Genomic DNA, 26775 nt, shown 5'->3' with positions numbered 1-26775 from the left:
TGCATTTTAATTCTTGAATGGATAGATCAAAGAGCAATGGTGTAATTCACCATTGCTCTTTTTGTAGGAGTGGAAGTTTGTTTAAGCAGCACCGGCCTTATGACTGGTGCCCGGTATTTATACAAGGTAACACACTAGGATGGATTAAAGAGCGGACCCCGCGAGCAAGCGAGCGGTACGCTTTTACGATAGGAACGCCTGACGGTAAAGCCGTCCCCGCAGCGGTTAGGGCAGGAAGGGATGGCTACCGTCACCCGCTTCTGGACCATATAGCCGCCGTTAGCGGCGGCAAGCCGCGGACTGCGGCCGTTCACCCGGCAGCGGCTGAAGCAGACGGATGTCATGCGGGTGAGGGCGGCAACGCTGCCGCCGACCAGCGGAGCTTCTACGACCCACTCTGCGGAGCTGTGCGGGCCGGAATACCGCTGTACCGTGCGGAAGAACCAGCCTTTGCTTACATTGCGGAGCAGGATGCACCATTTGCCGGGCCGGAGCTTGTAGATCAGCGCATACATGTGGTCGCCTGGCGAAACAGGAAGCGGAATGACGGTTTCCGCAGCAGGGAGAATCTCCCACCAGGCATAGTAATGTACGCTTCCGTTCACCGATTCATGGCCGGTGCCGGTCTGGATCAGGCTGCCGTTCCGGAAGCCGTCGATGCCGATCCAGGCCGATGAATAAGTCGGCCTTTCTGTAGCTTTGACATAAGGGACATTCCACTCGGCGGAAATCCGCTTGAAGGAACCCTTGGCACCGGTGACGGCATAGCCGCTCCAGTTGCGGGAATTCCAGCCGAACCCGGCCTTCCGGGTCCTGGCCGAATTGGCTTTGTCTATAAGACAGGGCTTGCTGCTCTTGGTTTGCGCTGAGATGCCCACTTGTCCACCGCCTTTGCAAGGATTTCTCTCTATTAAATGCGGCGAACTCTTCTTAAGGTTGGGTATTCCGCTAAAAAGGAATGGGAAGGATTTATAGAAAGCTATGAATAAATTAGTAAAGCTGCGCGGCTTTTATCTGTTCCTGGGGCTGGCCGGCGGCTCGTTCGGCTCCTACCTGTCGCTGCTGCTTAAGGACAACGGGCTTGACGTCGGCCAGATCGGCATGCTGATGGCCATCGGCACCCTGATTGCGATAATTATCCAGCCGGTCTGGGGGCTGATCTCGGACAGATATAACCAGGCGCGCCTGGTTCTGATATTCAGCGTAGCCGTACCGGCGGTGCTCTCCGTCTTCTACCGGTCGGAGTATTTCATCGTTCTGCTGCTGGTCTACACCGTCTCTACCATCTTCTCATCCACACAAGCGCCTATAGCCGATTCTTACGCCATTACAGCGGCCAACCAGGCCGGGGCGACTTACGGCAGTATCCGGCTGATGATGAGCATAGGAGCGGCTGTAGGCGCCTATGCGGGGGCCCAGTATGTTGCTCAGGTATCGGTCTCGACGATATGGGTGCCTTTCCTGCTTCTCAGCAGCATCGCTGTGGCAATCGCCTTCTCGCTGCCGAAGCAGGCGGAGGAGAATCATATGATGGCCCAGTCGTTCTCCAAAGGCGTGAAGCAGCTGCTCGGCAACCGTATCTTTCTTGCGTTTCTCGGCGGCAGCTTTCTGGTTAACCAGACGATGACGGCCTTCGGCACCTACTTTGTGATCGCCTTCCAATCGGTGGGCGGCTCAACCAGCCATTCCGGCATCGCCCTGTTTCTGGCTTCTGTGACGAACGTGCCGTCCATGTTCTTTGCCTCCAAAGTTATCCGCAGACTGGGGATGGAACGGACGCTGCTGCTCGGCGCGCTGATTTATGTGCTGCGCTGGGGCATCCAGGTGCTGTTCCCTTACCCGATGGTGATGATCGGAGTTCAGGTGCTGCATGGCCTGTCCTTCGGATTCTTTTATATTGCAGCCGTGGAGTATGTCTCCAAAATTACCGCTCCGGAGATTCAGGCCACAGGCCAGAGCGTGTTCAACATGGTCTTCTCGGGCTTTGCCGGGATTCTGGGCAATCTGCTGAACGGCTTTCTCCTGAACCAGGGCGGTGTAAATGCGATGAATTTATCGTGTATGCTGAGTTCTCTGGTCGGGGCGGCACTGCTGTTCTATGTAGCCCGCAGCTCGCGCGGCCGTACCCAGGCACCGGCTGCCTCCGGCGAGCTCGGGGCTTGACGTTATTAGTTCGGAAGTTTATGCGAAAGGGGCATCAATGAGATGAAGTCACAGGCACCTGAGCCCGCCGGCCGCTGGTATGGAACGAACTTTCGGGTACGTTATCAGGAAACCGACCGGATGGGCGTGGTTTATCACGCCAATTATCTAAGCTGGTTTGAAACCGGCCGGACCGAAATGTTCCGCAGTCTGGGCCTCACCTACCGCTCCATGGAGGAAATGGGCGTGCTGCTGCCCGTGACGGCGGCAGATTTGCAATATAAAGCACCTGCGCGATATGATGATCTTGTAGCCGTATATGCGCGGCTTACTGTTTGTTCAGCCTTGCGGGTGGTTTATGAATATGAAGTGCGCCGGATCGGGAGCGGAGACGAAGGCGCCGGAAGCGCCCAGGCGCTCAGCCGGCTTGCCGGACCGCTGGATCATGCGGAGCTTCCCGGCGAATTGCTGGTTTCCGGAACCACCAGCCATGTGTGGGTGAACGAGGAGTGGAAGCCGGTGCGGCTGGACCGGGCGTTGCCGGAGCTGTATCAAGCCATCAGAGGAGCGCTCGGGGAAGAAGGAGGAAAGTAATGATCAGAAGCAAATGGCTGTGGGCGGCTCTCTTTATCATCCCGGCTGTGGAATTATTCGCTTTTATTTATGTAGCGGAAGCTGTCGGCGCACCCAAGACGCTGCTCTTGATGCTGTTTACTTCGGGTCTTGGCATGCTCATGATGCGCTTTGAGGGTAAGAAGGTGCTGCAGGACAGCAAGCTGCAAATGCAGGAGGGGAAGGTGCCGGGGCGGACCATGCTGGACGGCCTGTGTATCTTTTTTGGCGGACTGCTGCTTATACTGCCTGGATTTATTACCGATATCGTCGGCTTCTCGCTGGTATTTCCGCTGACGCGGCCGCTATACCGGGCGGTTCTGCTGAAATGGATTGAGAAGAAGATGAAGAACGGCTCCATCACCTACTACCGCAGATAACTGCGGTATCATTGACAAGGCGTGTTACTCTGCAGCATAAAGCGGAGTGATGCGCTTTTTTGTGCTGTCAGGTCACATAACTTTTCGTTACGCAGTTTCGGGCTGAGTGTTACTGAAATGTGAGTGAGCCGTCAGTGCCCGGGGGTTTAAATTCACTTCAGCTTGAGTTACGATAAGCACTGGAGTTATTTAACAATGCAAGAAATTCTGGAACAGTAAACGGAGGGGATTCATCTGGAAAGCTATGCATGCTTATATGTCGTACGCGGCGAACCCTATCGTTCGGGCACCTGCGTGAATCTGAGAGAGGATGAAATCCTGGTCGGCCGGGCCTCCAGACAGATCACTCCGGATTTGGCCTTTACGAACGCATTTATTTCCCGGAAACATTTCGTCATCCGCAAGGAGCAGGACAAGGCGGTGCTTTATGATTTAGGAAGCCGGCACGGAACCCAGATCAATGGCGTCACGCTAACGCCCCATATGCCCTATCCCTTGAGCAATTTTGATATCATTAAGCTTGCCAAAGGGATGGTGGCCCTGGACTTTTCATATATGTTTGCCGATCAGACCCTTGATATTGGACCGCTCAGCATTACGAGATATCTGGAAATCCCGCAGCTGCCGCTCACTATTCATTGGGAAAAACGGGAGTGTGTAGTGGAAGGCAGGAGAATCCGGATGTCTGAAAAAGAATATCTGCTGATCCGTGTGCTGCATGAGAACGCAAACCGGCTGGTTCCGCTGAGCGAAATTAAATCCAGGGTATGGCCGGAACGAGTATCGGGACCACAAGGCGTTACGGATGTGACGCTCGATGAACTGAACGCGTTGGTATACCGGGTCCGCAAAAAATACGGAAAGGATACCTTTCCTATCAGCGCAGTGCGCGGCGGCGGTTATATGCTCGAATCCGAAATGAAATCTTTCTAGGCGGGAGTGAGGTAACTTTATGAAGTACATACAGGCGGATTACTCCGGCCCACTGAACGGAACTGTACATATCCCGGGAGCAAAGAACAGCTCCCTTGCCTTACTTGCCGCCGCTTGTCTGACTGACAATATAGTCACTTTAGAGGGCATTCCACGCATAGATGATGTCCGTGTAATTGCGGATATCGGCCGGGATATCGGCCTGAAGCTGGAACAGGAAGGCGGGCAGGTTACCATTGATCCGCGCGGGATTCACAGCTCTGTGATCGATCCCGGTAAAGCTTCAAGCTACCGGGCCTCCTATTATTTCGCCGGTGCGCTGCTGTCCAAATTCGGCAGAGTCACCATCGGAATGCCTGGAGGCGACGATTTCGGTTCAAGGCCGATTGATCAGCATATCAAGGTATTTAAAGCGCTCGGAGCTCAAGTACATATCTTCAAGGATCATTATGAGGTCGAGACGGCCGGGCTGAAGGGTGCGGACATTTATTTCGATACCATTACCTCGGGTGCGACGATCAATGCGATGCTGGCCGCCGTTCTGGCCAAAGGGCAGACACGGCTGCATGGTGCAGCAGTGGACCCGGAGGTGTGCGATACGGCGAGCTTCCTGAACCGGCTCGGAGCACGGATTTACGGGGCGGGTACGGAGCATATCCGTATTGAAGGGGTCTCTTATCTGCACGGGGGAACGCACACGGTTATTCCGGACCGGCTGATCGCCGGAGCGTTTCTGATGGCGGCGGGGCTCCATGGGGGGCAGGTTACCGTCAGGGACGTCATTCCCGAGCATCTGGGCTCATGTCTGGCCAAGCTGGAGGAGATAGGTCTGTCTGTGGAGTGCGGCGAAAGCCATATTACAGCTTTCGGAACCGGCTCGCTGAAGGCAACGCGGATTCGCACAGGAATGTATCCGGGCTTTGCCACCGATTTGCAGCAGCCCATGACCGCGCTTCTGCTGCAGGCCAGGGGGACGAGCATCGTCAACGACCGCGTCTATCCTAAACGCTTAGCCCACGTTCCGCAGCTGCGGCGGCTTGGCGCCGAGATCGAGCTGCGGCAGGAAAGCGTGTTTATCCGCGGCGGGGCACCGCTCCAAGGCGGCTGGGTTCATGCCGCAGATGTGCGTGCCGGCACTTGCTTGCTGCTGGCCGGCTTGGCTGCTGAGGGCAGCACCTGTATTACAGGAGTCGAGCATATCGAACGCGGCTACGAGGACGTCATTGGCAGCTTCCGGTCCATAGGGGCCAAGGTCTCAATGCGTGAGCTGGATGCGCAGGAGCTGCCGGGCCAGAGTCCGCAAGCCAGTGTGAATGTGCGTGCATTCCGTTAAAGACATAGTGTAGATGGATATTGCATTTACATCTGGAACGACTACTAGGGCCATCCCCTTCGGATGGCCCTTTCCTGCTATGCGGCTTTGCCGGAAGGTGCATCCGTCCGCTTACGCCGATAGATTGGTTTGCCCCTTGACCAATTGATGAATGGTTGCTCTATAACATAATAAGAGAGAGTCGCTACTACATATGAGATGGCGACGACGGATACACTGATCCCTAACCAGCGCCACACGTCGTTGATTCCGAAATTGCGGTAATCCATGATGCCGTACTTTTCAATTAACGTAATGATCAAATAATGCCAGATATACAAGCCGAATGAAATTTTTGCGGTAAACCGGAAAAACCGGTTGTCCAGCCATCGCCCTAATCTCAGACTGAAGGGTGCCGACATCAATACGATTCCGAACAAAATAGCATAAGCCGGGAAATAATACGGCTGCTGCTGGAAGCTGAAATCGAATTCGTCCAGGTGCCGCATGCGCCAGAGCAGCAAGCCGGCAAGCCCCAGGGCAGCCGCCCCGACTGCGTCGAACAGCCCGAGGCTGCGTAACCGTCCGATCGCGGGACCGCGCTGCATAAGTGCGGCTGTAACGCCTGCTGTCAGGATGCCGATGCTGAAGTGGCCGAAGAATCCGACCGGATTGTAACGGGGCATCCAGTATTTTGCGCCGCCAATCATGCCGTATTGCCATCCCCGGCTGTTCTCGCCTGGCGTAAACCACTGATGTACGAGGGAGTTGGCGGCCAGTATCAAGCCGAACACAATCACCCAGAACAGGACCGCCTTGCCGAAGGACCGCCGCTTGCCGAGCCTGAACAATAAAGCCATAAACAGAGGCATCAGCATGTAGCAGAACACCTCGAAGCTTATCGACCAGAACGGGCCATTCAATTCAGACGGGAAGAATGTTGTATAGTGGAAGCCCGTCGTAAAGGTGAGGCCCGTGATGATCCGCCGCCACAAATATTCTGTGTGAATGTCCAGCCTCCATACAAGCAACAGACAAACCAGGAACGACACATAGAAGCCGGGCATAATCCTTGCAGCGCGGCGCAGTGCATATGTACGGATGCTCGGATATGCCTCGTGTTCCAGATAAGCCTTCCAGAAGGGGAACGCCAGCAAAAATCCGCTTAACACAAAAAACAGGCTGACCCCGCTGTTTCCAAGTAAAACAACGGACTGCACTTCCTGGAGCCAGTGCTTTTGGGCTGGCATTGCCAGCCGCTGTGACAAATGATGCAGGATTACGGACAGGCAGGCGAACGCCCGAATGCCATCCGCTCCTGTGAATTGGGGGTTGTCTAAACGAATCTTGGGCATCAGCTTGAATTCCTCTTTTCCGCAGAGTCTTTCCGAACGCCTTGCATCTATACTCTTTCAATACCTTACAGGTAAATCCTTCAAGGAATATAGAATTCTGCAATAAACCACAGCGATCGAAGCAAACCTCTCTAAGCGGGGGGATATCAGTGCGGTCAGTGCAGCCTTCCGCTGACGACATAGCTGAGCAGTGCCCGGAATACGCCGGCGCGGTTAAAGGCATCGAGCACGACCAGAACCACCGGTCCCAGAAGGATGCCGAGCATACCGAACAGCTGCATGCCGGCGAATACGCCGATCAGCATGGCCAGCGGATCAATGCCGACGCTGCTGGCCAGCACCTTCGGCTCCAGCACCTGGCGGGTCACGAGAATGACGGCATACAGCACAAGCAGCCCGGCGGCGAGTCCCAGGTCGCCGATCATATACGAGTACAGCGACCAGGGGAGCAGGATAATCCCGACGCCCAGGTAAGGAATCATATCGACCAGCCCAATGGTCAGCCCGATGGCAAAAGCCGAATTCACGCGCAGCACCAGCAGTCCGGCGATGACGATCATTGCCGTTACCGAGATCAGCACCAGCTGCGCCCTCATATATCCGAACAGCGCTTTACGCAGATCCCCCCAGATCTCCAGCACCGGCCGCTGCAGGGAAGAGGGGAGCAGCGAGCCCAGCCGTGCATTGTGCCGTTCCCAGCCGGTGCTGAGGAAGAAAGCGGCCAGCACGATGACAATCAGGATTGTACCCAGGCTGGGCAGGGCGGACACCAGCTTCAGAATCATATTAAAGAACCCGGTAATCAGCTCTGTAACTGCGTGGGCGATGCTTTCCGTCGTTCTGCTGATATTATTGTCGATGGTGGCATGGTAGTCCGGATTGTCATAGTAGAATTGGTTGATCTGGTTAATGATGTTCTGAATACTGGCATTGCGGCTGAAGGAGAGCAGCAGCTCGCGCCATTGTCCGGTGTGCAGATCAAAGGTCTGCAGCAGCACGATCAGCTCTTTGACAAGCCGCGTAATCAGGGCCGTCAGCACAAGAGCGGTGCCGCCGATATACAGCAGCAGCGACAGCGACACGGCCAGCCAGCCCGGAAGGCGGATGTCCTTCAGCAGCTCCACCAGCGGACGCATGAGGTAAGCGAGCAGCCAGGCCAGCAGAAGCGGGTAGAGCAGCGGCAGCAGAAAATATACCGCGAGCACCAGTCCCAAAGCAGCCAGCAGCACCCAAAGGCCGCGCAGCACTCTTTTCAGCACAAGCATGTCCATTCCCCGTAACTCTCCCCCGGCTTCTTAGCCCCGTATTGAAATCAGTGGCTGCCCCTTATGTATATTCATGGATTGTCCCTAAAAGACTATGGGCATCCGGAAGCGGAGAATGCAGGGGAAGGTATAAACTGAAAACGCTATCATGAAACAGTAGAATCGTTCGTTTTTTTCTATCTCCTTGATAAAATCATTTGATGTTTGGCAAAGCTTCCATGTTGTTCACATAACCGTCAAAATCCGTTATGATTATTAAAGAATCTTCTTCAAAATAGCGTTGCATTCCCCACAAACGCTGCATTTGCCCACTCTTTATGCGTGCTCATCGCTAAAAATGTAAATGTTTTCATCATGTTAGAAACGGTTTTTATACCCTTGTTGGCAAAGGAGAGATAGAATATGACAGCTACAAAAGGATTGGAAGGCATCGTTGCCACGACCTCCTCGATCAGCTCCATTGTGGACGGCGTCCTCACCTACCGCGGATATGATATCGACGATCTTGCAGTGAACGCCAGCTTTGAAGAAACCGCTTATTTGCTGTGGTTCGGCAGTCTGCCTACCGTCATCGAGCTGCAGGCGCTGCAGCGGGATTTGAGTGCGTTCGCTGCCATCCCGGAGCAGGTCATCGCCCAGATGAAGCTCTTTCCGAAGGAAGCCAACACGATGGCTGCACTGCGTTCGGCCGTATCCAGCCTGGCGCTGTACGATGAAGCTGCCGACGATATGAGCCGCGAGGCCAATGAGATAAAAGCCGTCAAGCTGCAGGCCCAGATCCCGACGATTGTGGCCGCTCTGGCGCGAATCCGCAAGGGTCTTGAGCCGGTCGCACCGAAAGAGGGCTTGTCGCTGGCCGAGAATTTCCTGTATATGCTATGGGGCAAAGAACCGGATATGATTTCGGTCAAGGCGCTGGACGCCGCGCTGGTACTGCATGCAGACCATGAACTGAACGCCTCGACCTTCGCCGGCCGTGTCACGGTCGCTACCTTATCCGACATTTATTCCGGCGTGACCTCCGCCATCGGCGCATTGAAGGGACCGCTGCACGGCGGGGCCAATGAGGCTGTTATGAAGATGCTGGAGGAAATCGGCAGCCTGGAAGAGGTGGAGCCGTACATTCAGGAGAAGCTGGATTCCCGCGAGAAAATCATGGGCTTCGGACACCGGGTGTACAAGAACGGCGATCCGCGCGCCAAGCATCTGATGAAGATGTCCCGCGAGCTGGGCCTGATGAAGAATGACACATCGCTCTATGACATGTCCGTGAAGATTGAAGAGCTGATTACTTCGCAAAAGGGACTGAAGCCGAATGTCGACTTCTACTCCGCTTCGGTGTACACCCAGCTCGGCATTGAGCGTGAGCTGTTCACGCCGATCTTCGCCATCAGCCGGGTATCGGGCTGGACCGCCCATTTCCTTGAGCAGTACGACAACAACCGCATTATCCGTCCGCGTGCCGAATACACTGGACAGATCGAACAAAAGTACGTTCCGGTCGATGAGAGATAAGCCTGTCCTTGCAGGCTGCTCCTTCCCTTTAGTAGAATAAACTATAAATATACCGCCAGCAGCCGCTGCAGTCCTGGAACCGGGCCGGTTCGGGCCGCAGAACGGCTGCTGCAATTATCCCATAGGAGGAATCCCCAACCATGTTGAAACTGGAGAAATACGCTCTGCCGACTGAAGGCGAACAAATCACAATCGAAGACGGCAAACTGGTGGTTCCCGATCAGCCGATCGTTCCGTTTATTGAAGGCGACGGCACAGGCCGCGATATCTGGCGCGCATCGAAGCGCGTGCTGGACGCTGCGGTGGAGAAGGCTTACGGCGGCAAGAAGCAGATTGCCTGGTACGAAGTGTTTGCCGGTGAGAAGGCCTTCAATACATACGGCGAATGGCTGCCGAATGATACGCTGGAGGCGATCCGTGAGTACATTGTAGCCATCAAGGGGCCGCTGACTACGCCGATCGGGGGCGGTATCCGCTCACTGAACGTGGCGCTGCGCCAGGAGCTGGACCTCTATGTGTGTCTGCGTCCGGTACGCCATTTCGACGGAGTTCCTTCACCGGTGAAGCATCCCGAGCTGGTGGACATGGTTATTTTCCGCGAGAACACCGAGGACATTTATGCCGGTATCGAATACAAGGAAGGCTCCGAGGAAGTCAAGAAAGTGATCGAATTCCTCCAGAAGGAAATGGGCGTGAACAAAATCCGCTTCCCGGAAACCTCCGGCATCGGCATCAAACCGGTATCCTCCGAAGGCTCGAAGCGTCTTGTGCGCGCAGCGGTGGAGTATGCCGTGAAGCATGGCCGCAAGAGCGTAACGCTTGTTCATAAAGGCAACATTATGAAATTCACCGAAGGTGCATTCAAGAACTGGGGTTATGAAGTGGCCGAGCAGGAATTCGGCGACAAGGTGTTCACCTGGAACCAGTACGATGTCATCAAAGAACGTGATGGGGAAGCTGCCGCTAATGCCGTCCAGAAGGCAGCGGAAGCCGCCGGCAAAATCATCATCAAGGACGCAATTGCCGACATCGCCCTGCAGCAGGTACTGACCCGTCCAACCGATTTCGACGTTATCGCCACGCTGAACCTGAACGGCGACTATCTCTCCGACGCGCTGGCCGCACAGATCGGCGGCATCGGCATCGCTCCGGGCGCGAACATCAACTATGTCACGGGACATGCGATCTTTGAAGCGACGCACGGCACGGCTCCGAAATATGCGGACAAGGATGTTGTGAATCCGGGCTCAGTCATTCTGTCCGGCGTGATGATGCTGGAGCACCTGGGCTGGCAGGAAGCTGCTGACCTGATCTATAAGGGCATGGAGACCGCGATCAACAACAAGACGGTCACCTATGACTTCGCCCGCCAGATGGAAGGCGCAACCGAAGTGAAATGCTCCGGCTTCGCAGACGAAATCATCAAGCATCTGTAGGGGAAGCAGATCCTTACGAAGCAAGTTTTGTGCGCAGCACATTCATAGCAGTAACGCTCACAAAACTAAGCATATCCTTACGAAGCGAGTTTTGTACGCAGGACATTCATAGCAGTAATCCTAACAAAACTAAGCGGATGCTTACGAAGCAAGTTTTGTACGCAGCACATTCATAGCAGTAATCCTAACAAAACTTTTAGGAGGTCAAATCGTGGCCATCAAACGTTACAAAATTACGGTTGTAGGCGCCGGATTCACCGGTGCGACTACGGCGCTTATGCTTGCGCAGAAAGAACTGGGTGATGTGGTGCTGCTGGATATTCCGCAGCTGGAGAACCCGACCAAGGGCAAGGCGCTCGATATGCTGGAGGCCGGACCGGTGCAGAAGTTCGACAGCCAGATTACGGGCACGTCCAATTATGAGGATGCATCCGAATCCGACATCGTCATCATCACGGCCGGCGTTGCACGCAAGCCGGGCATGAGCCGCGACGATCTGGTGAACACCAACGCCGGCATCGTCAAGTCGGTCTGCGAGAATATCAAGCAGGTTGCTCCGGAGTCGATTGTCATCATTCTCAGCAACCCGGTTGATGCAATGACCTATGTGGCCTACAACACACTGGGCTTCCCGAAGAACCGCGTGATCGGGCAATCCGGTGTACTCGACACCGCACGCTATTGTACCTTCATTGCCCAGGAGCTGGGCGTGTCTGTGGAGGATGTGCGCGGCTTCGTGCTGGGCGGCCACGGCGACGACATGGTACCGCTGGTGCGGTACTCCAGCGTCGGCGGTATTCCGATCGACACGCTGATTCCGGCTGAGCGCATCGCCGAGATCGTGCAGCGCACACGCGTCGGCGGCGGCGAGATCGTCAGCCTGCTCGGCAACGGCAGCGCTTATTATGCGCCGGCCGCGTCGCTGGTGCAGATGACTGAGGCGATCCTGAAGGACAAGAAGCGGATTATTCCTGTCATCGCCCTGCTTGAAGGCGAATATGGCTATAACGATCTGTTCATGGGTGTGCCGGCGCTGCTGGGTGCAGAGGGCATTGAGAACATCTACGAGCTGGAGCTTACACCGGAGGAGCAGGTGGCTCTGGACAAATCTGCGGATTCTGTCCGCAATGTAACTTCGGCAGTAACGTTATAATCTAATTGCATAAGATTAAGCCCCCGGCTGTTATCAAGCCGGGGGCTTTCCTGTGTATGTCTGCCAGCATAATTACGAAAATGCGACTGGATGAGCAGTGCCGCTGAAGGGCCGGAGCAGCCTTTGTGCAGCCGCTTAGCGTCAGGTTTACCTTTGAGAAACTATGATTTAGCCGGGCCGCGGCGTCAGCTGCATAAATCTTGCGGACGCTTCCTTTTCTTCCTATGCCAGATTGGGTATAATAGAATGTAACTTTAATCACTGATAAATAGGAGGATACCTGCTATGTGGAAGGTTACGTTTTTCCTACATATGATCGGCACCCTGGCGGTTGGCTTTTATCTGGTGCTGCCGTTTGTGCTAGGTAAGGCCGAGAAGCTGTCTGCTTCCGCCAAGGAGGGCACGCTGAGCTTTATCAGCGGCTTCAACCGGTTCGCCCAATACGGGCTGGTCATTCAGTTGCTGACAGGCGGCTACATGATGTCCCAAGGAGATTACTCCGTGCTGTGGATGGTCATCGTGGTTGTGCTGATGCTGGCCATGTTTGCGTTTGGCGGCATTATCGGCAAACCGCTGCGTCTGGCGGCGGCCGGCATGCGTGAGAACCGCGATGTCTCCGCGGAGACAAGCAAAATCCGTACCTTCAGTCTGCTGCTGATGGTAGCGCTGGTGCTGATGATCTTTTTCATGGTATACAACGAGATTGTTTAGCACAATTCACTGCAGCTTACATAACCCGCCTCCCCGTATGGGGCTGCGGGTTATTGGCGTTCCTCGGGCGTCTCTGGTTACTGCAGCTCCGCCAGCTTCCATACCCCGCTGCGCGTGAAATCCTCCAGGATGCCGGATGAAAGCAAGCGTTCTGCCTCTCGCCTCGTACACCACTTATACTGGCTGTGTTCCTCCGACAGACGCACCTCTTCTCTTACGGACCGGCACAAATAGGTAATAAGCACCAGCTGCCTGGACGGATCGGTTAAGAACGAGGTGGCATACAGCAGCTCCCCCACAGCCACGGTAAGGCCGGTCTCTTCTTTAATTTCGCGGGCCAGCGCGTCTTCCAGGCTTTCCCCGAATTCGATTTTGCCGCCGGCGCACTCCCATGTGCCCGCTCCGACGGCATCGGCTGAAGTACGCTGTACGAGCAGGATTCTGCCTTGATGCAGAATGACCCCTTTCACGGCGACGATGATAATGCGTGAATTTTTCCCCATGAAGTCTACTTCCTCTCCAAGAACCTTCAATGCACCTAATCCAGTATATAGCTCGCTTCCGGGAAAAACGACAATTATCGTTTGACTGCCCCCAAGGTGTGGTAAGTAACATAACGTAACCACTATTGCACTATAGCCGCAACACGTATAAAGCATGTCCCATTAGCCATCCTAACACGAGTGAGATTATCAAAAAGCGCACAGCGAAAGGAGACTATGAACATGTCAGACAACAAGCAAACCCAAAAAACATTGCCTCCGCAGGAGCAAGAACGCCAGCCGGGTATCGAGAGTGAAATGCACCCGCTGCCGGAATTTGAATCGGCGGAATATAAGGCCGCAGGCAAGCTGCTCGGCAAAGCCGCACTGATTACAGGCGGAGACAGCGGAATCGGGCGGGCGGTAGCCGTCTATTATGCCAAAGAGGGCGCCGATGTCGTGATTTCCTATCTCGATGAGCATTCCGATGCGGAAGAAACCAAACGCCAGGTGGAGCAGGAAGGCCGCAAGTGCATTCTGGTGGCCGGCGATATCGGCGTGGAAGCCTTTTGCCAGGACCTCATCAACAAGACGGTGGACGGTCTGGGTAAACTCGATATTCTGGTCAACAATGCGGCCGAGCAGCATCCGCAGGAGAACCTGGAGGATATCAGCTCCGAACAGCTGGAGCGGACCTTCCGCACCAATATTTTTTCCATGTTCTATCTGACCAAGGCAGCCATGCCTCATCTGAAAAAAGGTTCCGCCATCATCAACACGACCTCGGTCACCGCATACCGCGGACAACCGCAGCTGCTGGACTATTCGTCCACCAAAGGCGCGATTCTCAGCTTCACCCGCTCGCTGGCCCTGAATCTGGCGGAAAAAGGCATCCGCGTCAACGCCGTTGCCCCAGGCCCGATCTGGACACCGCTGATTCCTTCGACGTTCGACGCCAAGAAGGTCAGCGAATTCGGCGCCACCCAGCCGATGAAGCGTCCGGGCCAACCGGAGGAGCTGGCTCCTGCTTACGTCTACCTGGCTTCCAGCGACTCGTCCTATGTGAGCGGCCAGGTCATCCACGTCAACGGGGGCGAGATTATCAACGGCTGATGCCGGACGTGAGTGTAAATTACAACCGGTGTTCCGGCCAAGCCTTATCCTTGATGGATAGGGCTTTTTGCTGTGTGTGGCGGGTTCGGGTGTGGGTGAGAGGGGGATGGACAGGGTAACAATTAGGCGTGTACAGCTTAAGCAGAGATGGTGCATCTATGAGGTAGGCGGTATCTGTAGCGATAGTGTAACAAAATGGTTGTGTGCGGAATGAGCAGTGATGCGCTGGCAGCAGCATGAAGTTCTCGCCGGGTTATCGGACAACAGAGCCTTGATAAGAGTGGCTCTAGTACCTTGACCGCATCAAATTGAAGCTATGCACCATCTAGTTGCCAGTAAGGCTGGGGACGTCCGCGCCTACATCCCTTCCCGTGAACATGCCGACAAACAGCACCCTCCGGCTAATCAATCCTATTGTAGGCGAAAAATCGACCATAATGGGCTACCGTGAAGGTAAATAAGACCAACGTAGTCGAAAAACCGACCACAATGTCTTGCCGTGGAGGAAAACAGACCCATTGTAGTCGAAAAACTGACCATAATGGGCTGCAGAGAAGGTAGACAGGGCAAACGTAGGCGAAAAATCGACTATAATCCACAAATCAAGCTCATGCGCCGGAGTCCGTAACGGTAGAGGTTTAAAAGTAAAATCCGCTAATCAGCGCCATGTCGCTAATAGGTAGTGAGGGCGCCGCATTGGCACCATTGGCCGCGTCAGATGCCCCAAGCCGCGGTCCTCGGCGGCTCTGCCTTCGGGCCAGCGTCTCACGGTGATCCGCTGCGCCTCACGCGTCTCGCTGCCGCCCCGGCGCCACAGCGTGCGCCCGCGCCTCACGGCATCCCGCCGCGGTCCCGGCCGCGATCACCGCGCCCTGCTCACGGTGCCCGGCGCCTCGGCGCGGGCCAGCTACCCTTCGCTGCCCTCCGACAGCTCGTCCAGCGACAGCTCAAACCCCGGCGCGAGGTGGACGAGGAAATAGTCCACCTCAGGCATGGCCAGCTCGCGCAGCTTGGCGCCGGTCTGCGCCTTGGCGGCAGCGAACTCGCGGTTGCCTGCGGCGACCTCCCAGACGCATTTCAGGTAGGCGTCCAGGCTGTCGGCGGCCTTGACGTACCGGAGCAGTCCGGCATCCCCGGAGCCGGGCGGACTGTCCTGGGGCTGCAGGAGCGGCGCGTAGACGGCGCGCAGCTCCGGCGGGACCATCGCCGCGAGGCGCTCGGCGGCGATCCGCTCCATGTCGCGGAAGCTGGCCAGGAGCCGCGGGTTGTTGTGCTTCACCGGCGTGGCGATGTCGCCGGTGAAGACCTCGGTGGCGTCGTGGAACAACGCCATCACAGCGGCCCGGTCGGCGTTCAGCGAGCGGGCGAAGTGGACGTTGCCGATGGTGCAGACCATATGGGCCAGAAGGGCGACCTGGAACGAATGCTGCGCTACGTTCTCGGGGGTGGTGCTGCGCATCAGACTCCAGCGCTGGATATACTGCAGACGGTACAGATAAGCGGAGAAATGGTAGTTCAATTTTTAAGTAACCCCTTTCATACGCGCTTTAATATGATATTATAATAACTAATTGTAACAGAGTTTAAGCAACCTTGACGGACAGAGAGGAGCTTGATAGCGATGCGGGATTTCGAAGAGAGTATGTACCGGTTGATCGTAGAGACCTCCACCAATTTGCCGGGGGACGTGCGGCGTGCAGTGGCCAAGGGGCGCGCACTGGAGGATCGGGCGACCCGTTCCGGTCTGGCGCTGACGACAATTGCACAGAATATCGGCATGGCCGAGCAAGAAGTATCGCCGATTTGCCAGGACACGGGGATGCCAACCTTTATTGTGCATACGCCGGTCGGCGTTAATCAGATTGAGATGAAGAAGGATATCCACAGCGCCATTGTCCGGGCTACCAAGGGCGGCAAGCTGCGTCCCAACTCCGTGGACTCGCTGACAGGCGAGAACAGCGGCGACAATCTGGGCGCGGGCACGCCGGTGATTCATTTTGAACAGTGGGAAGAGGACAACATTGATGTCAGGCTGATTCTCAAGGGCGGCGGCTGCGAGAACAAGAATATCCAGTACAGCCTTCCGGCGGAACTGGAAGGACTGGGCAAAGCCGGACGCGATCTCGACGGCATCCGCAAATGCATCCTGCATGCCGTGTACCAGGCGCAGGGGCAGGGCTGCAGCGCAGGCTTCCTCGGCGTCGGCATCGGCGGCGACCGTACCACCGGCTATGAGCTGGCGAAGAAGCAGCTGTTCCGCAAAGTGGACGATGTCAATCCGGCCGCCGACCTGGCCAAGCTGGAGGATTATATTATGGAGAATGCCAACAAGCTGGGCATCGGCACGATGGGCTTCGGCGGCGAGGTGACGCTGCTGGGCTGCAAGGTGGGCGTGATGAACCGGCTGCCGGCCAGCTTTTTTGTCTCGGTAGCCTACAACTGCTGGGCTTTCCGCCGGCAGGGCGTGCTGGTCGAACCGGCGACAGGCAGCATTAAGGAGTGGCTTTACGAGAGCGGCACGGGGGTATCGGTAGAGAGTGAGCCGGAGGTCCTGGAAACTGTCGCTGCCGGGCGGCTTGCCACATCCGTTACCGACGGCGTTGTCTCCGAGGATGCAAGCATAGCGGCGGCGCCTGAAATAGCCCCGGCAGCTCCAGCGGCTGCAAACGGCCAGTCCTCCGGCGGAACGCGGGAGATCCGCCTGACGACGCCGATCAGCGAGGAGCAGATCCGCAGCCTGCGCGTGGGCGATGTGGTGATCCTCTCCGGCGAAATGCATACCGGGCGCGATGCCCTGCACAAATATTTGATGGACCACGACGCGCCTGTCGATTTGAACGGAGCGGTGATTTATCACTGCGGTCCTGTTATGCTGAAGGACGAAGACGGCTGGCATGTTAAGGCTGCAGGTCCGACGACGAGCATCCGCGAGGAGCCGTATCAAGGAGAGATCCTGAAGAAGTTCGGCATCCGTGCCGTTATCGGCAAAGGCGGTATGGGACCGAAGACCCTGCAGGCGCTCCGGGAGCACGGTGGCGTGTACCTGAATGCCATCGGCGGAGCTGCGCAATACTATGCCGAATGTCTCAAGAAGGTCAATGGCGTGGACTTTATGGAGTTCGGTATTCCCGAGGCCATGTGGCATCTGCAGGTCGAAGATTTTGCCGCGATTGTTACGATGGACTCCCATGGAAACAGCCTTCATGCAGATGTGGAGAAGGATTCGGCCGCCAAGCTGGCGATGTTGAAGGAGCCGGTCTTTAAGTAGCGCTGGTGGACGGTTTCTGCATTGTATATTGTACCGCACTCATAATTTATATCATTCCCCAAAGCCCTGTTCGGACCACGAATCCGAATAGGGCATCTTGGGCGTTCACCGGGATCATCAGCGGTCCGAGTATTAATCCCGCCAAGCCGACAATGCGGTATATATTTCTCCGTCCCGGAATGCTGCCATCCAGTATGGATCTTTCCCCATGATACGGGCAGCCCAATCGGCCATCGTCCAGCTGTTCATCATTCATCCCTCCTTATTCCTTATTTAACCAAATACGAAGTGGAATCAGACAAACTTAAAGCCGCATATGGGTACATAAACACGAATGGGGTGGATCATGAGACCTATGCTGCCAAAACATGAGTTCCAAGTCTATGTCATCACCAAAGGGGATGTGCTGCGCTTCTTCGTAATCGAGATCATTATCGGAACGGTGACGTACTCACTGGCTATGAAGATTTTTCATAATGTAGTGCTGGCCAGTGCAGGCGGATGGGCATGGACCGAGGGGATGAAACGGCTGGGCCTGAATCAGTTATTAGGAAAATAAAGCAATGTCGGGCCATTCTCTTGCGGGATGGTCTTTTTCATGCGCTTCTGCAAAAAAACGATAATTAAATTTCTTGACAACGCAACCATGGGCATGGTAATTTCTAGGGGGAAACCGGTTTCCTGTACCAATTGCTAACGCTTTACACCTTCTGCTGTTCTTCAGTAACCCTGCCTGTCCTTCACTCAGCTTTGTCAGTCACTTTAGCCGATTGTCTTGCCAACAAGTCCCGGAATGCCCGTTTCGCCCCGCAATACTGCCAGTCAATCCGCAAGTTCCAGTGAGTCCTGCAAGCCCGTTTATGTCAAGAGGAAGTAGAAGTACAGACTGCTGCCATTTTGTGCAAACGATTTAACTGTTTTGAAAACGCTTTTACGAGAGGATGATAAGGATGAAACGTAAACCATGGCTAGTTCCTGTTCTGATTGCGTCCATTGTACTTTCCATCACGATGAATTTGTTTGTTGTGCCTCCGGCGCAGGTTGAAGCGGCCAGCATCGGAACCGTTACCGAGAATGACACGATTTATCAGATTATGGTGGACCGTTTCCATGACGGAGATACCTCCAATAATGCCACCGGCAGCGCGATCCGTTACGGAGAGAACTCCGAGGAGGATTTCCGCTACATGAAGGGCGGAGACTGGCAGGGTGTCATCGACAAGCTCCCGTACATTGCGGGCATGGGTTATACGGCGATCTGGATTTCTCCGGTGGCCGAGCCCCAGATGACGAACCGGGAGAATAACGGCTCCGGCAAGAATACCGCCTATCACGGGTATAACGTCAAGGACCCTAACAAGGCCAATCCTTACTTCGGCACCAAAGAAAAACTGAAAGAGCTTGTGGATTCGGCCCATGCTCTCGGCATCAAGGTCATTATCGACGTCGTACCGAACCATATCGGCGATTACATGCTGGGCACCCAGGCTTACTACGACATTCCTGCCTTGCAGCCGGCTGCACCGTTCAACAATCCGGCCTGGTATCATCATAACGGCGATATCAACTGGTCGCTGGCTGACGGGCGGTATGACCAGTGGGCACAGGACTACCTGGAGAACCATGATCTGGGCGGCCTCGATGACATTGATTTCGATGTTCCGGCAGCCAAGCAGGCCATATTCAGCTCCATCAAGGGCTGGTTTGACTATACCGGCGCCGATGGGGCGCGTGTGGATGCGGCCAAGCTGATGAAGCCGACCGATATCGGCGAGCTGCAGAATCTGCTGGGCGTAAACACCTTCGGTGAGAATTTCGACGGCAACGCCGAATTCGTCTCCCGCTGGGTTGGTGCGAACAAGGAATGGGGTATGCTTGACTTCCCGCTGTTCTTCTCGGTGCTGAACAGCTTCGCATACGGCCAGTCTTTTGAAGCGAATGTCAAGAATACATTGGCCCAGGATTCCTACTACAACGGAAATGCGAACCACATGGTGACGTTTATCGACAACCATGACCGTAACCGGTTCCTCACGGAAGCCGGCGGCAGCGTAGAGAAGCTGCAGAATGCGTTGTCCTTCATCTTCGCTGTCCGGGGAACGCCGGTCGTCTTCCAGGGCACCGAGCAGAACAAGGGCAACGGCAACGGCCAGATTATGACCGGCGGCATTGCCGACACGTGGAACCGCTGGTCGATGGTGAAGCGCGATGCGAACGGCAATGTAATTCAGAATTACTTTGATCCGAACGCCAGCACTTATAAGCATGTAGCCAAGCTTAATGAAATCCGCAAGAATAACCCGGCTCTGCGTACCGGTACCCAGCGCGAAATGTGGGCTGCACAGAACCTCTACGCGTTCTCGCGCCGGATCGACAACGGTACGAACGCTGGCCAGGAAGTTATCTCCGCGTTCAGCAATGCGTCCGGCGGCTCGCAGACCGTAACGATTCCGCTGCGGGTCGAAAGCTCACTAGCTGTCGGCACAAAACTGTACAACCAGTTTAACAGCGCAGATACTATCACCGTTCAATCGGGCGGCGTAACCGGCAAACAGATTACAGTAACACTCGGCGCCAACGCGGCCAAAATTTATGCCGTAACCCCGCTGTCCACTGACACCACCGCACCAAGCGTTCCGACGAACGTGACAGCCGTTGCCCAGAACGCTTCAAGTGTAAAGGTGAGCTGGACCGCTTCCACGGATAATGTCGGCGTAACCGGCTATGAGGTTTACCGCAACGGCGTCAAGGTTGGAACTGCGGCAGGCACCTCGTACACCGATACCGGATTGACCGGCAGCACAAGCTACACTTACACGGTAAAAGCCTTTGACGCTGCGGCCAATCTGTCGGCCTTCAGCTTGGCGGCACTGGCAACCACTCCTGCCGGAAACAGTGTGACCATCTATTACAAGCAAGGCTATACAACGCCTTACATTCATTACCGTGCGGCCGGCGGGACATGGACCACGGCACCTGGGGTAGCCATACCCGCCGCTGAGATCAGCGGATATAACAAGATCACGATTGACATTGGTGCGGCAAGCCAACTGGAAGCCGCCTTCAACAACGGCAGCGGCACCTGGGACAGCAATGGCGGAAGTAATTACCTGTTCGGCACAGGCACCTGGACTTACACGCCGACAGGAAACATTCAGGCGGGAGCACCGGTAACACCGACGGCCACTCCGACGCCAACACCAACACCGACTGTGACGCCAACAACGACACCAACACCAACGCCTACCGTGACGCCAACAGCGACACCAACACCAACGCCGACCGTGACGCCAACAGCGACACCTACGCCAACGCCGACTGTGACGCCGACGGCCACGCCAACGTCTTCGGTCACTATTTATTACAAGAATACAGCTTACACCAATTCTTATATCCACTATAAGCTGGACAATTCCAGCACATGGACTACCGTACCTGGCGTACAGCTGCAGGCCTCTGCCTATACCGGATACAAGTCGGTAACCATTCCGCTGGGCAGTGCGGCCGGGTTAACCGCTGCGTTCAACAATGGCAACAATACCTGGGATAACAACGGGGGCAACAATTATCACTTTGCCGCCGGAGCCTGGAGTCTAGTGAACGGCAGCATCGCCGCAGGCGAACCGCAGCCGGACAGTGTAACGTTCCGGGTAACGGTGCCGGCTTCCACTCCGGCAGACGGTCCGGTGTATCTCTCCGGCAGCTTCAATAACTGGAATGCCGCCGATCCGGCCTACAAGCTGACCAAGGGCAGCGACGGAGTGTACTCCATTACACTGAATCTCCCGGCAGGTACGGCAGTGACGTATAAGCTTACCCGCGGGGCCTGGACGAACGTGGAGACCGCCTCGAACGGTGCGGACATCGCTAACCGCTCCCTGACACCTGCGGGCGGAGCGCAGACGGTGACATTGACCGTGCAGCGCTGGAAGGACCAGTAACCGGATGTAACAATCCGATATCTGAGAGGGGTTGATTCATCGGATGAAGCACTCCAGATCCAGCTGGAGGCGCAAGGCTGCGGCTGTGCTGCTCGGCTCACTGCTGCTGGCTCAATCCGCCGGGGCAAGCGTCTCGGCGGAAATTGCGGCCTCCCATGTCTATCACAACCATATGCCGAATTTCTGGGCCTATTATGATGTGAACGCCTATAATTCCTTGCCCGTCGGCAGTCCGATCCGTTACACGTACGACGGGGATGTCATTCAACTGAAGCAGAATCCGCCTGCAAATTATACGTACTATCTGCCCAATGGCTCGCCGATGCCGCATGACGATCTCGTGTCTTATTATTCCCACCATGCCAAGACCGGTGCGTATCTGACCTGGCCGTGGAGCGTGGCCAATACGCTGGACGCGAATCATCCCCAGGCGCAGATGCATGTGACGATGTCCGGCTCTGTCGTGAACAACGTCAACAACATCATCCAGCGGGGGAACATCGCCGGTTACACCGATCCGAACTGGGGAACACCCTGGAAGACCGCGTATACCCAGCTTAAGACGGCGAACAACAAGAATACGCTCGACATGGTTCATTTTACCGGACATCATTCCATGGGGCCGCTGGTCGGCAACGATTATTTGCTGAAGGACCTGATCTACCATGGGGCTACTCTGGCCCAGCCTTATTTTCTGGGCAGCAGCTACAAGTCCTCCAAGGGTTTCTTCCCTACGGAGCTCGGGTTCTCCGAACGGATCATTCCTGTCCTTGAGAAGCTGGGCATCCAGTGGTCGGTCATCGGGAATAATCATTTCTCGCGGACGCTCAAGGACTATCCGCTGCTGAACAGCCCGGGTGCAGACACGATGGTGTCGCCGCCGAACCGTGCCGATCTGCAGAATACCAGCACCGTAGGGGCCTGGGTGTCGGAGCCGATGTTCAATGAGCAGCAGGTTGTGCAGAACAAATACCCGTTCGCCTCTACGGCGCATTGGGTTCAATACGTCGATCCGGCGACAGGCAAGCAGTCCAAGGTGGTCGGTGTGCCGGTGGCACAGGCCCAGTCCTGGGAGGAAGGCTATCTCGGACAGGTCAAGGCGGATGCCCTGAAGCCGTACGAGAACCTGGTGGCACAGAAGCAGATTTTTGTAGTCGCGCACGACGGCGATAATTCCTCGGGCCGCGCGGGCTCCGAGGAGACGTGGCGTAACGCCGGAAATGTCACCTATCGGGACAGCGGCGTCAAGGGGATGGGCATCGACGAGTATCTGCTGTTCAACATGCCTTCAGCCTCTGATGTAGTCCATGTGCAGGATGGCTCCTGGATTGATACCCGGGATTCCTCCTCCGATCCGACGTGGTATCACTGGCATCTGCCGTTTGGTATCTGGAAGGGGCAATTTGCCGCCTTCAATCAGGCGAATGGCACCTCCTATGCACCCAAGAAGAATCTTTCCGGGGTAGAAGAGGGCATGACCGTCTCCTTTGAAGAGGGCTACCATTATCTGGAGCGTAATTTTGCACTGCTGCAAGCTTCGCTGAATTATGCGCAGACCGCAGAGCAAATCTGGCTCGAAGAGCATCCGAATTACTGGAAGCCGACAACGGCGCTGGACCGTGAGGTTACGTATGAAGGCAACCAGCTTAATCCATGGATGATCTCCTATCCGGTTAAAGGGGACGCGACCAGAGATTACGCTGGCGGCGCCAATCCGGCCGAGCTGGCCTGGTACTTCCTGCTGCCGGCGATGGATTCGGGCTTCGGCTATTACGACGAGAATGTGGATGACAGCGTGAAGCCGGCGCTGGCCTTTAACCAGTCCATCTATTTCTCCAAGCCGTATGTCACCCAGAAGCTGGCCAAAGACAAGACCGGTCCGTCCGTATGGTGGCCGCAGCGCTATCCGTACAACCCCGGCAGTGCGAATGTCAGCAAGGCCGAAGGCTGGACGCTGCAGCATTTCAACAATGAGTTTGCGATTTATACGTACGCTTACGATACGAGCGGCATCAGCGATATTAAGGTTAAGGTTCGGGTGCACCGCGATAAAACAGCGGACGCTACCGACAATACCTTCAAGGTCTACGATCCGGAAGGTTTGGCCGCCGCCGGTGTCGCCGGAATTAATCCGGATAAGGTCGGGGATTGGGTGGAATATCCGATGAATGTCCGCGATCTGAATCCTGATATCAACGGGGTCGACTGGCAGCCGAGCAGCAAAGCGGTGATGGAGAAGGTTCCGGCCTCGGAAATCGGCGACCTGTATTTCAGCTATATTTCCGATTACCGCGACCAATTGCTGGACTATTATATTGAAGCCAAGGACGCCAAGGGCAATGTGACCCGCAGCGATATCCAGCAGGTGTATGTCGGAGCAGGCAAGTATACGCAATCCGGGGGCAAATATACGGAGAATATTAACGGAACGATTGAGGGCACGCATCCGTTCATTACCGATGTGCCTGCCGTTCCGGATCACGAAGCTCCGAGCACACCTGCGAACCTGCAGGCTTCGGTGGTCAACGCATCTTCCGCAGCACTGACATGGAATGCGGCCACTGATAATGTACGCATCACCGGATATGAGATCTTCCGGAACGGCGTGAAGGTGGGCACCACTACAGGCACCTCATATACCGACAGCGGACTTGCGGGAAGCACTGCTTACGAGTATAAGATCAGGGCGTTTGATGCCGCCGGCAATCTGTCGGCGTTCAGCGCAGCTGCTTCGGTGACGACACCGGAAGGCAATAATGTGACGATCTATTATAAGCAGGGGTATACGTCACCTTATATTCACTACCGTCCGGCCGGCGGCACATGGACGACAGCTCCGGGTGTACCGATTCCGGCGTCCGAACTCAGCGGGTATAACAAAATAACGATCAATATCGGCGCAGCTACCCAATTGGAGGCGTGCTTCAACAATGGCAGCGGGACCTGGGACAGCAACGGCGGCAGCAATTACCTGTTCGGGGTCGGCACCTGGACCTATACGCCTACCGGCAGCATCAAATCCGGGGCGCCAGTGACACCGACAGCAACGCCGACGGCGACACCGACCGCAACGCCAACGGCGACACCGACAGCAACGCCAACGGCCACGCCGACAGCAACGCCGACGGCCACGCCGACAGTAACGCCGACAGCGACACCGACGGCCACGCCGACAGTAACGCCAACGGCGACACCGACACCGACACCGACACCAACACCGACAGCAACACCAACGGCAACGCCGACCGCTGTGGCGAACATTTATTACAAGAACACTTCATTCAGCAGCTCTTATATTCATTACAAGCTGAATAATGCCACTACATGGACGACCGCTCCCGGTGCGCAGATGCAGTCTTCTGCTTTCGCGGGGTACAAATTCTTGTCAGTTCCGCTCGGCAGCGCAACAGGTCTCACGGCCGCCTTCAACAACGGCAGCGGCACCTGGGACAATAACGGCGGAAACAATTATACCTTCACGGCAGGAACCTGGAGTCTGGTGAACGGCACGGTTACAGCGGGTCAGCCTCAGGCAGACGGTGTGACGTTCCGGGTGAGCGTTCCCGCCTCTACACCGGCGGATGCAGCCGTGTATCTCTCCGGCAGCTTCAACAGCTGGAATGCTGCAGATCCGGCCTATAAGCTGACCAAGGGCAGTGACGGCGTCTATTCCATTACGCTGAATCTTCCTGCGGGAACGGCGGTGCAGTATAAGCTGACGCGCGGCAGCTGGCCGTCTGTTGAAACAGCCTCCGGCGGGGCAGATATTGCGAACCGCACGTTGACGCCTGCCGGGGGAGCGCAGACCGTCACACTGACGGTACAGCGCTGGAAGGACCAGTAGCAAGAGCTGCTCATTGCATTTAAACAGTAAAATTCAGAGCATAAACAAGTGAAAACCGTACCGGGTAAGGGGTAGCCCTTATCCGGTACGGTTCTTTGTATCGGAACTGCAGAATCGCGTTGAACGGAGACCTGCCTGACAGCAGATGCCTATTGTTCTGCACCGTTTCCGTCAAAGCTTGGCTTCTTTTACTGCCAATAATTGCACATGATTAAGGTTTGACTGTACAGCTCTCGGCTTGGCGGTTGACCCAAACCAAAGGGCCGTGCTTTTATTGCAGGCCCGCCGTAGATTCGCGCCCGATCAGCTCAGGCTGCAGCAGAAGCTGCCGTGCCGTAGCCTGACCGCTCTGGATGCGTTCCATCAGCCACGAACCGGAGGCCTCGCCAAGCCGGAGCGTCTCAATGTTCAGCGAAGTCAGCGGAGGCGTGGTGTAGGGGGACAGCGGGTATTCGTCGAAAGAAGCGATTCCGAGCTGCCCCGGCACATTCACGCCGAGCTCGCGGGCGGCCTTCAAGACACCGAAGGCAGCGTAAGCGGTCATGCAGACGAAGGAGTCAGGCCGCTCAGCGCACTGCAGCAGACGCAGCGCTGCCTGGTACCCTTCATGCTCATTGGCCTCCACGTTGATGATCCAGTCACTGGAGCCGGCTGTGCCGTTCTCACGCAGCGCCTGCAGATAGCCGGCCAGCCGCCGGGTAAATATCCGCTCGTTCCGCTCCCCGCCGACAAAAGCAGGCCGGCTGTAGCCCTGCTGCAGCAGATGGGAGGTCAGCATCCTGCCGCCTGCTTCATTGTCGAAGTCAACCCAGCTGCCGGGTGCGTGGATTTCACCGATGGAGATGTAAGGGAAATTCAGTTCGTTCAAGGCGAGCGACAGTTCCTCGGTCAACACGGAATTATTGGCAATGATCCCGTCGACCCGGCCGCTGCGCACCAGCCGGTTCAAAAAATGCTCCTCGCCCTCTGCATGCTGCACGTTGAAGAGGGTTAGCTCATATCCCAGAGGGCCGATCACGCTCTCGATGCCGCCGATAATGTTATAGAAGAACTGGTTCAGAAATTCGCTTTGTTTAGACATATCGACAAGCAGCCCTACAGTTTTGCTGCTGCGTTTGGCCAGCCCGGTAGCCATGCTGCTCGGGATATAATTCATCTCCTTCATGATTTCCCGGACCTTGCGTTTAGTATCCGCCGAGATTCTGGGGGAATCATTAAGCACCTTGGAGACCGTAGATTTGGCGACATTGGCCGCTTTGGCCACATCGGAAATGGTTACTTTCATAGATTGACCTCACGATAAGAACAAGATT

General features: G+C 55.8%; 20 protein-coding genes. 14 read left to right on the top strand and 6 right to left on the bottom strand.

Going from position 1 to position 26775, the window contains the following annotated elements; genetic code table 11:
- Window positions 1-134 precede the first annotated feature (134 nt).
- A complete protein-coding gene (locus F1379_RS05460; protein WP_150267190.1) occupies window positions 135-878 on the bottom strand; it encodes a G1 family glutamic endopeptidase in 744 nt (247 codons plus the stop codon).
- Window positions 879-981: 103 nt separating this feature from the next.
- On the opposite strand from F1379_RS05460, the gene F1379_RS05455 reads away from it, so the two are divergent.
- From F1379_RS05455 to murA, 5 genes are all read left to right on the top strand, one after another.
- Entirely contained in the window at window positions 982-2163 is a 1182-nt protein-coding gene (locus tag F1379_RS05455) for an MFS transporter (RefSeq protein WP_150267188.1), read from the top strand.
- Between the two features lie 42 nt (window positions 2164-2205).
- On the top strand, window positions 2206-2736 hold the full coding sequence (locus F1379_RS05450) for an acyl-CoA thioesterase (RefSeq protein WP_150267186.1): 531 nt from the start codon (window positions 2206-2208) through the stop codon (window positions 2734-2736).
- Window positions 2736-3134 carry an FxsA family protein gene (locus F1379_RS05445; protein WP_150267183.1) on the top strand — a complete coding sequence of 133 codons (399 nt, stop codon included), beginning with the start codon at window positions 2736-2738 and terminating at the stop codon, window positions 3132-3134. Before F1379_RS05450 ends, F1379_RS05445 begins: the two co-directional genes overlap by 1 nt.
- Before the next feature lie 294 nt (window positions 3135-3428).
- The gene (locus F1379_RS05440) at window positions 3429-4067 is read left to right on the top strand and encodes an FHA domain-containing protein (RefSeq protein WP_239004567.1); all 639 of its coding nucleotides are present in this window, start codon (window positions 3429-3431) and stop codon (window positions 4065-4067) included.
- Window positions 4068-4086: 19 nt separating this feature from the next.
- On the top strand, window positions 4087-5400 hold the full coding sequence (murA, locus tag F1379_RS05435; RefSeq protein ID WP_150267179.1) for a UDP-N-acetylglucosamine 1-carboxyvinyltransferase: 1314 nt from the start codon (window positions 4087-4089) through the stop codon (window positions 5398-5400).
- 77 nt (window positions 5401-5477) lie between these two features.
- Here murA and F1379_RS05430 read toward each other — a convergent pair whose 3' ends face one another.
- Together F1379_RS05430 and ytvI are read right to left on the bottom strand one after the other, a co-directional pair.
- Window positions 5478-6734, bottom strand: coding sequence for an acyltransferase family protein (locus F1379_RS05430; RefSeq protein ID WP_150267177.1), 1257 nt, complete (start codon window positions 6732-6734; stop codon window positions 5478-5480).
- A 155-nt stretch (window positions 6735-6889) separates the two neighbouring features.
- Window positions 6890-8005 carry a sporulation integral membrane protein YtvI gene (ytvI, locus tag F1379_RS05425; RefSeq protein WP_150267175.1) on the bottom strand — a complete coding sequence of 372 codons (1116 nt, stop codon included), beginning with the start codon at window positions 8003-8005 and terminating at the stop codon, window positions 6890-6892.
- Window positions 8006-8401: 396 nt separating this feature from the next.
- Between ytvI and citZ the strand changes: the two genes are divergently transcribed.
- The 4 genes from citZ (at window position 8402) to F1379_RS05405 (ending at window position 12814) form a co-directional block, all read left to right on the top strand.
- Window positions 8402-9514, top strand: a complete 1113-nt coding sequence (citZ, locus tag F1379_RS05420) for a citrate synthase (RefSeq protein ID WP_150267173.1) — start codon at window positions 8402-8404, stop codon at window positions 9512-9514.
- Window positions 9515-9654: 140 nt separating this feature from the next.
- Window positions 9655-10950: an NADP-dependent isocitrate dehydrogenase gene (gene icd, locus F1379_RS05415; protein WP_150267171.1), complete on the top strand. Its 1296-nt coding sequence runs from the start codon at window positions 9655-9657 to the stop codon at window positions 10948-10950.
- Window positions 10951-11161: 211 nt separating this feature from the next.
- Window positions 11162-12103: a malate dehydrogenase gene (gene mdh / locus F1379_RS05410; protein ID WP_150267170.1), complete on the top strand. Its 942-nt coding sequence runs from the start codon at window positions 11162-11164 to the stop codon at window positions 12101-12103.
- Between the two features lie 285 nt (window positions 12104-12388).
- A complete protein-coding gene (locus tag F1379_RS05405) occupies window positions 12389-12814 on the top strand; it encodes a hypothetical protein (protein WP_150267168.1) in 426 nt (141 codons plus the stop codon).
- Window positions 12815-12891: 77 nt separating this feature from the next.
- Here F1379_RS05405 and F1379_RS05400 read toward each other — a convergent pair whose 3' ends face one another.
- Window positions 12892-13317, bottom strand: a complete 426-nt coding sequence (locus F1379_RS05400) for an NUDIX hydrolase (RefSeq protein ID WP_150267166.1) — start codon at window positions 13315-13317, stop codon at window positions 12892-12894.
- A gap of 222 nt (window positions 13318-13539) precedes the next feature.
- On the opposite strand from F1379_RS05400, the gene F1379_RS05395 reads away from it, so the two are divergent.
- Entirely contained in the window at window positions 13540-14409 is an 870-nt protein-coding gene (locus F1379_RS05395; RefSeq protein WP_150267164.1) for an SDR family oxidoreductase, read from the top strand.
- 907 nt (window positions 14410-15316) lie between these two features.
- On the opposite strand, the gene yfbR is transcribed toward F1379_RS05395, so the two are convergent.
- Window positions 15317-15928: a 5'-deoxynucleotidase gene (yfbR, locus tag F1379_RS05390; RefSeq protein ID WP_150267162.1), complete on the bottom strand. Its 612-nt coding sequence runs from the start codon at window positions 15926-15928 to the stop codon at window positions 15317-15319.
- 102 nt (window positions 15929-16030) lie between these two features.
- Here yfbR and F1379_RS05385 point away from each other — a divergent pair, with 102 nt between their 5' ends.
- The 4 genes from F1379_RS05385 (at window position 16031) to F1379_RS05370 (ending at window position 25462) form a co-directional block, all read left to right on the top strand.
- Complete coding sequence (locus F1379_RS05385; RefSeq protein WP_150267160.1) at window positions 16031-17677, top strand: fumarate hydratase; 1647 nt, start codon at window positions 16031-16033, stop codon at window positions 17675-17677.
- Between the two features lie 355 nt (window positions 17678-18032).
- Window positions 18033-18236: a hypothetical protein gene (locus F1379_RS05380; protein WP_239004566.1), complete on the top strand. Its 204-nt coding sequence runs from the start codon at window positions 18033-18035 to the stop codon at window positions 18234-18236.
- A 391-nt stretch (window positions 18237-18627) separates the two neighbouring features.
- Window positions 18628-21618 (top strand): alpha-amylase family glycosyl hydrolase, encoded by a 2991-nt coding sequence (locus F1379_RS05375; protein WP_150267156.1) that lies wholly within the window; start codon window positions 18628-18630, stop codon window positions 21616-21618.
- A 43-nt stretch (window positions 21619-21661) separates the two neighbouring features.
- On the top strand, window positions 21662-25462 hold the full coding sequence (locus tag F1379_RS05370) for a carbohydrate binding domain-containing protein (protein ID WP_150267154.1): 3801 nt from the start codon (window positions 21662-21664) through the stop codon (window positions 25460-25462).
- Between the two features lie 271 nt (window positions 25463-25733).
- Here the strand turns inward: F1379_RS05370 and F1379_RS05365 are convergent, their stop codons facing one another.
- Window positions 25734-26747, bottom strand: a complete 1014-nt coding sequence (locus tag F1379_RS05365) for a LacI family DNA-binding transcriptional regulator (protein WP_150267152.1) — start codon at window positions 26745-26747, stop codon at window positions 25734-25736.
- Window positions 26748-26775 lie beyond the last annotated feature (28 nt).

This window comes from Paenibacillus tepidiphilus, from assembly GCF_008635795.1.
Lineage (GTDB): Bacteria > Bacillota > Bacilli > Paenibacillales > Paenibacillaceae > Paenibacillus_AQ > Paenibacillus_AQ tepidiphilus.
This window is presented reverse-complemented; position numbering and strand designations above follow the sequence as displayed.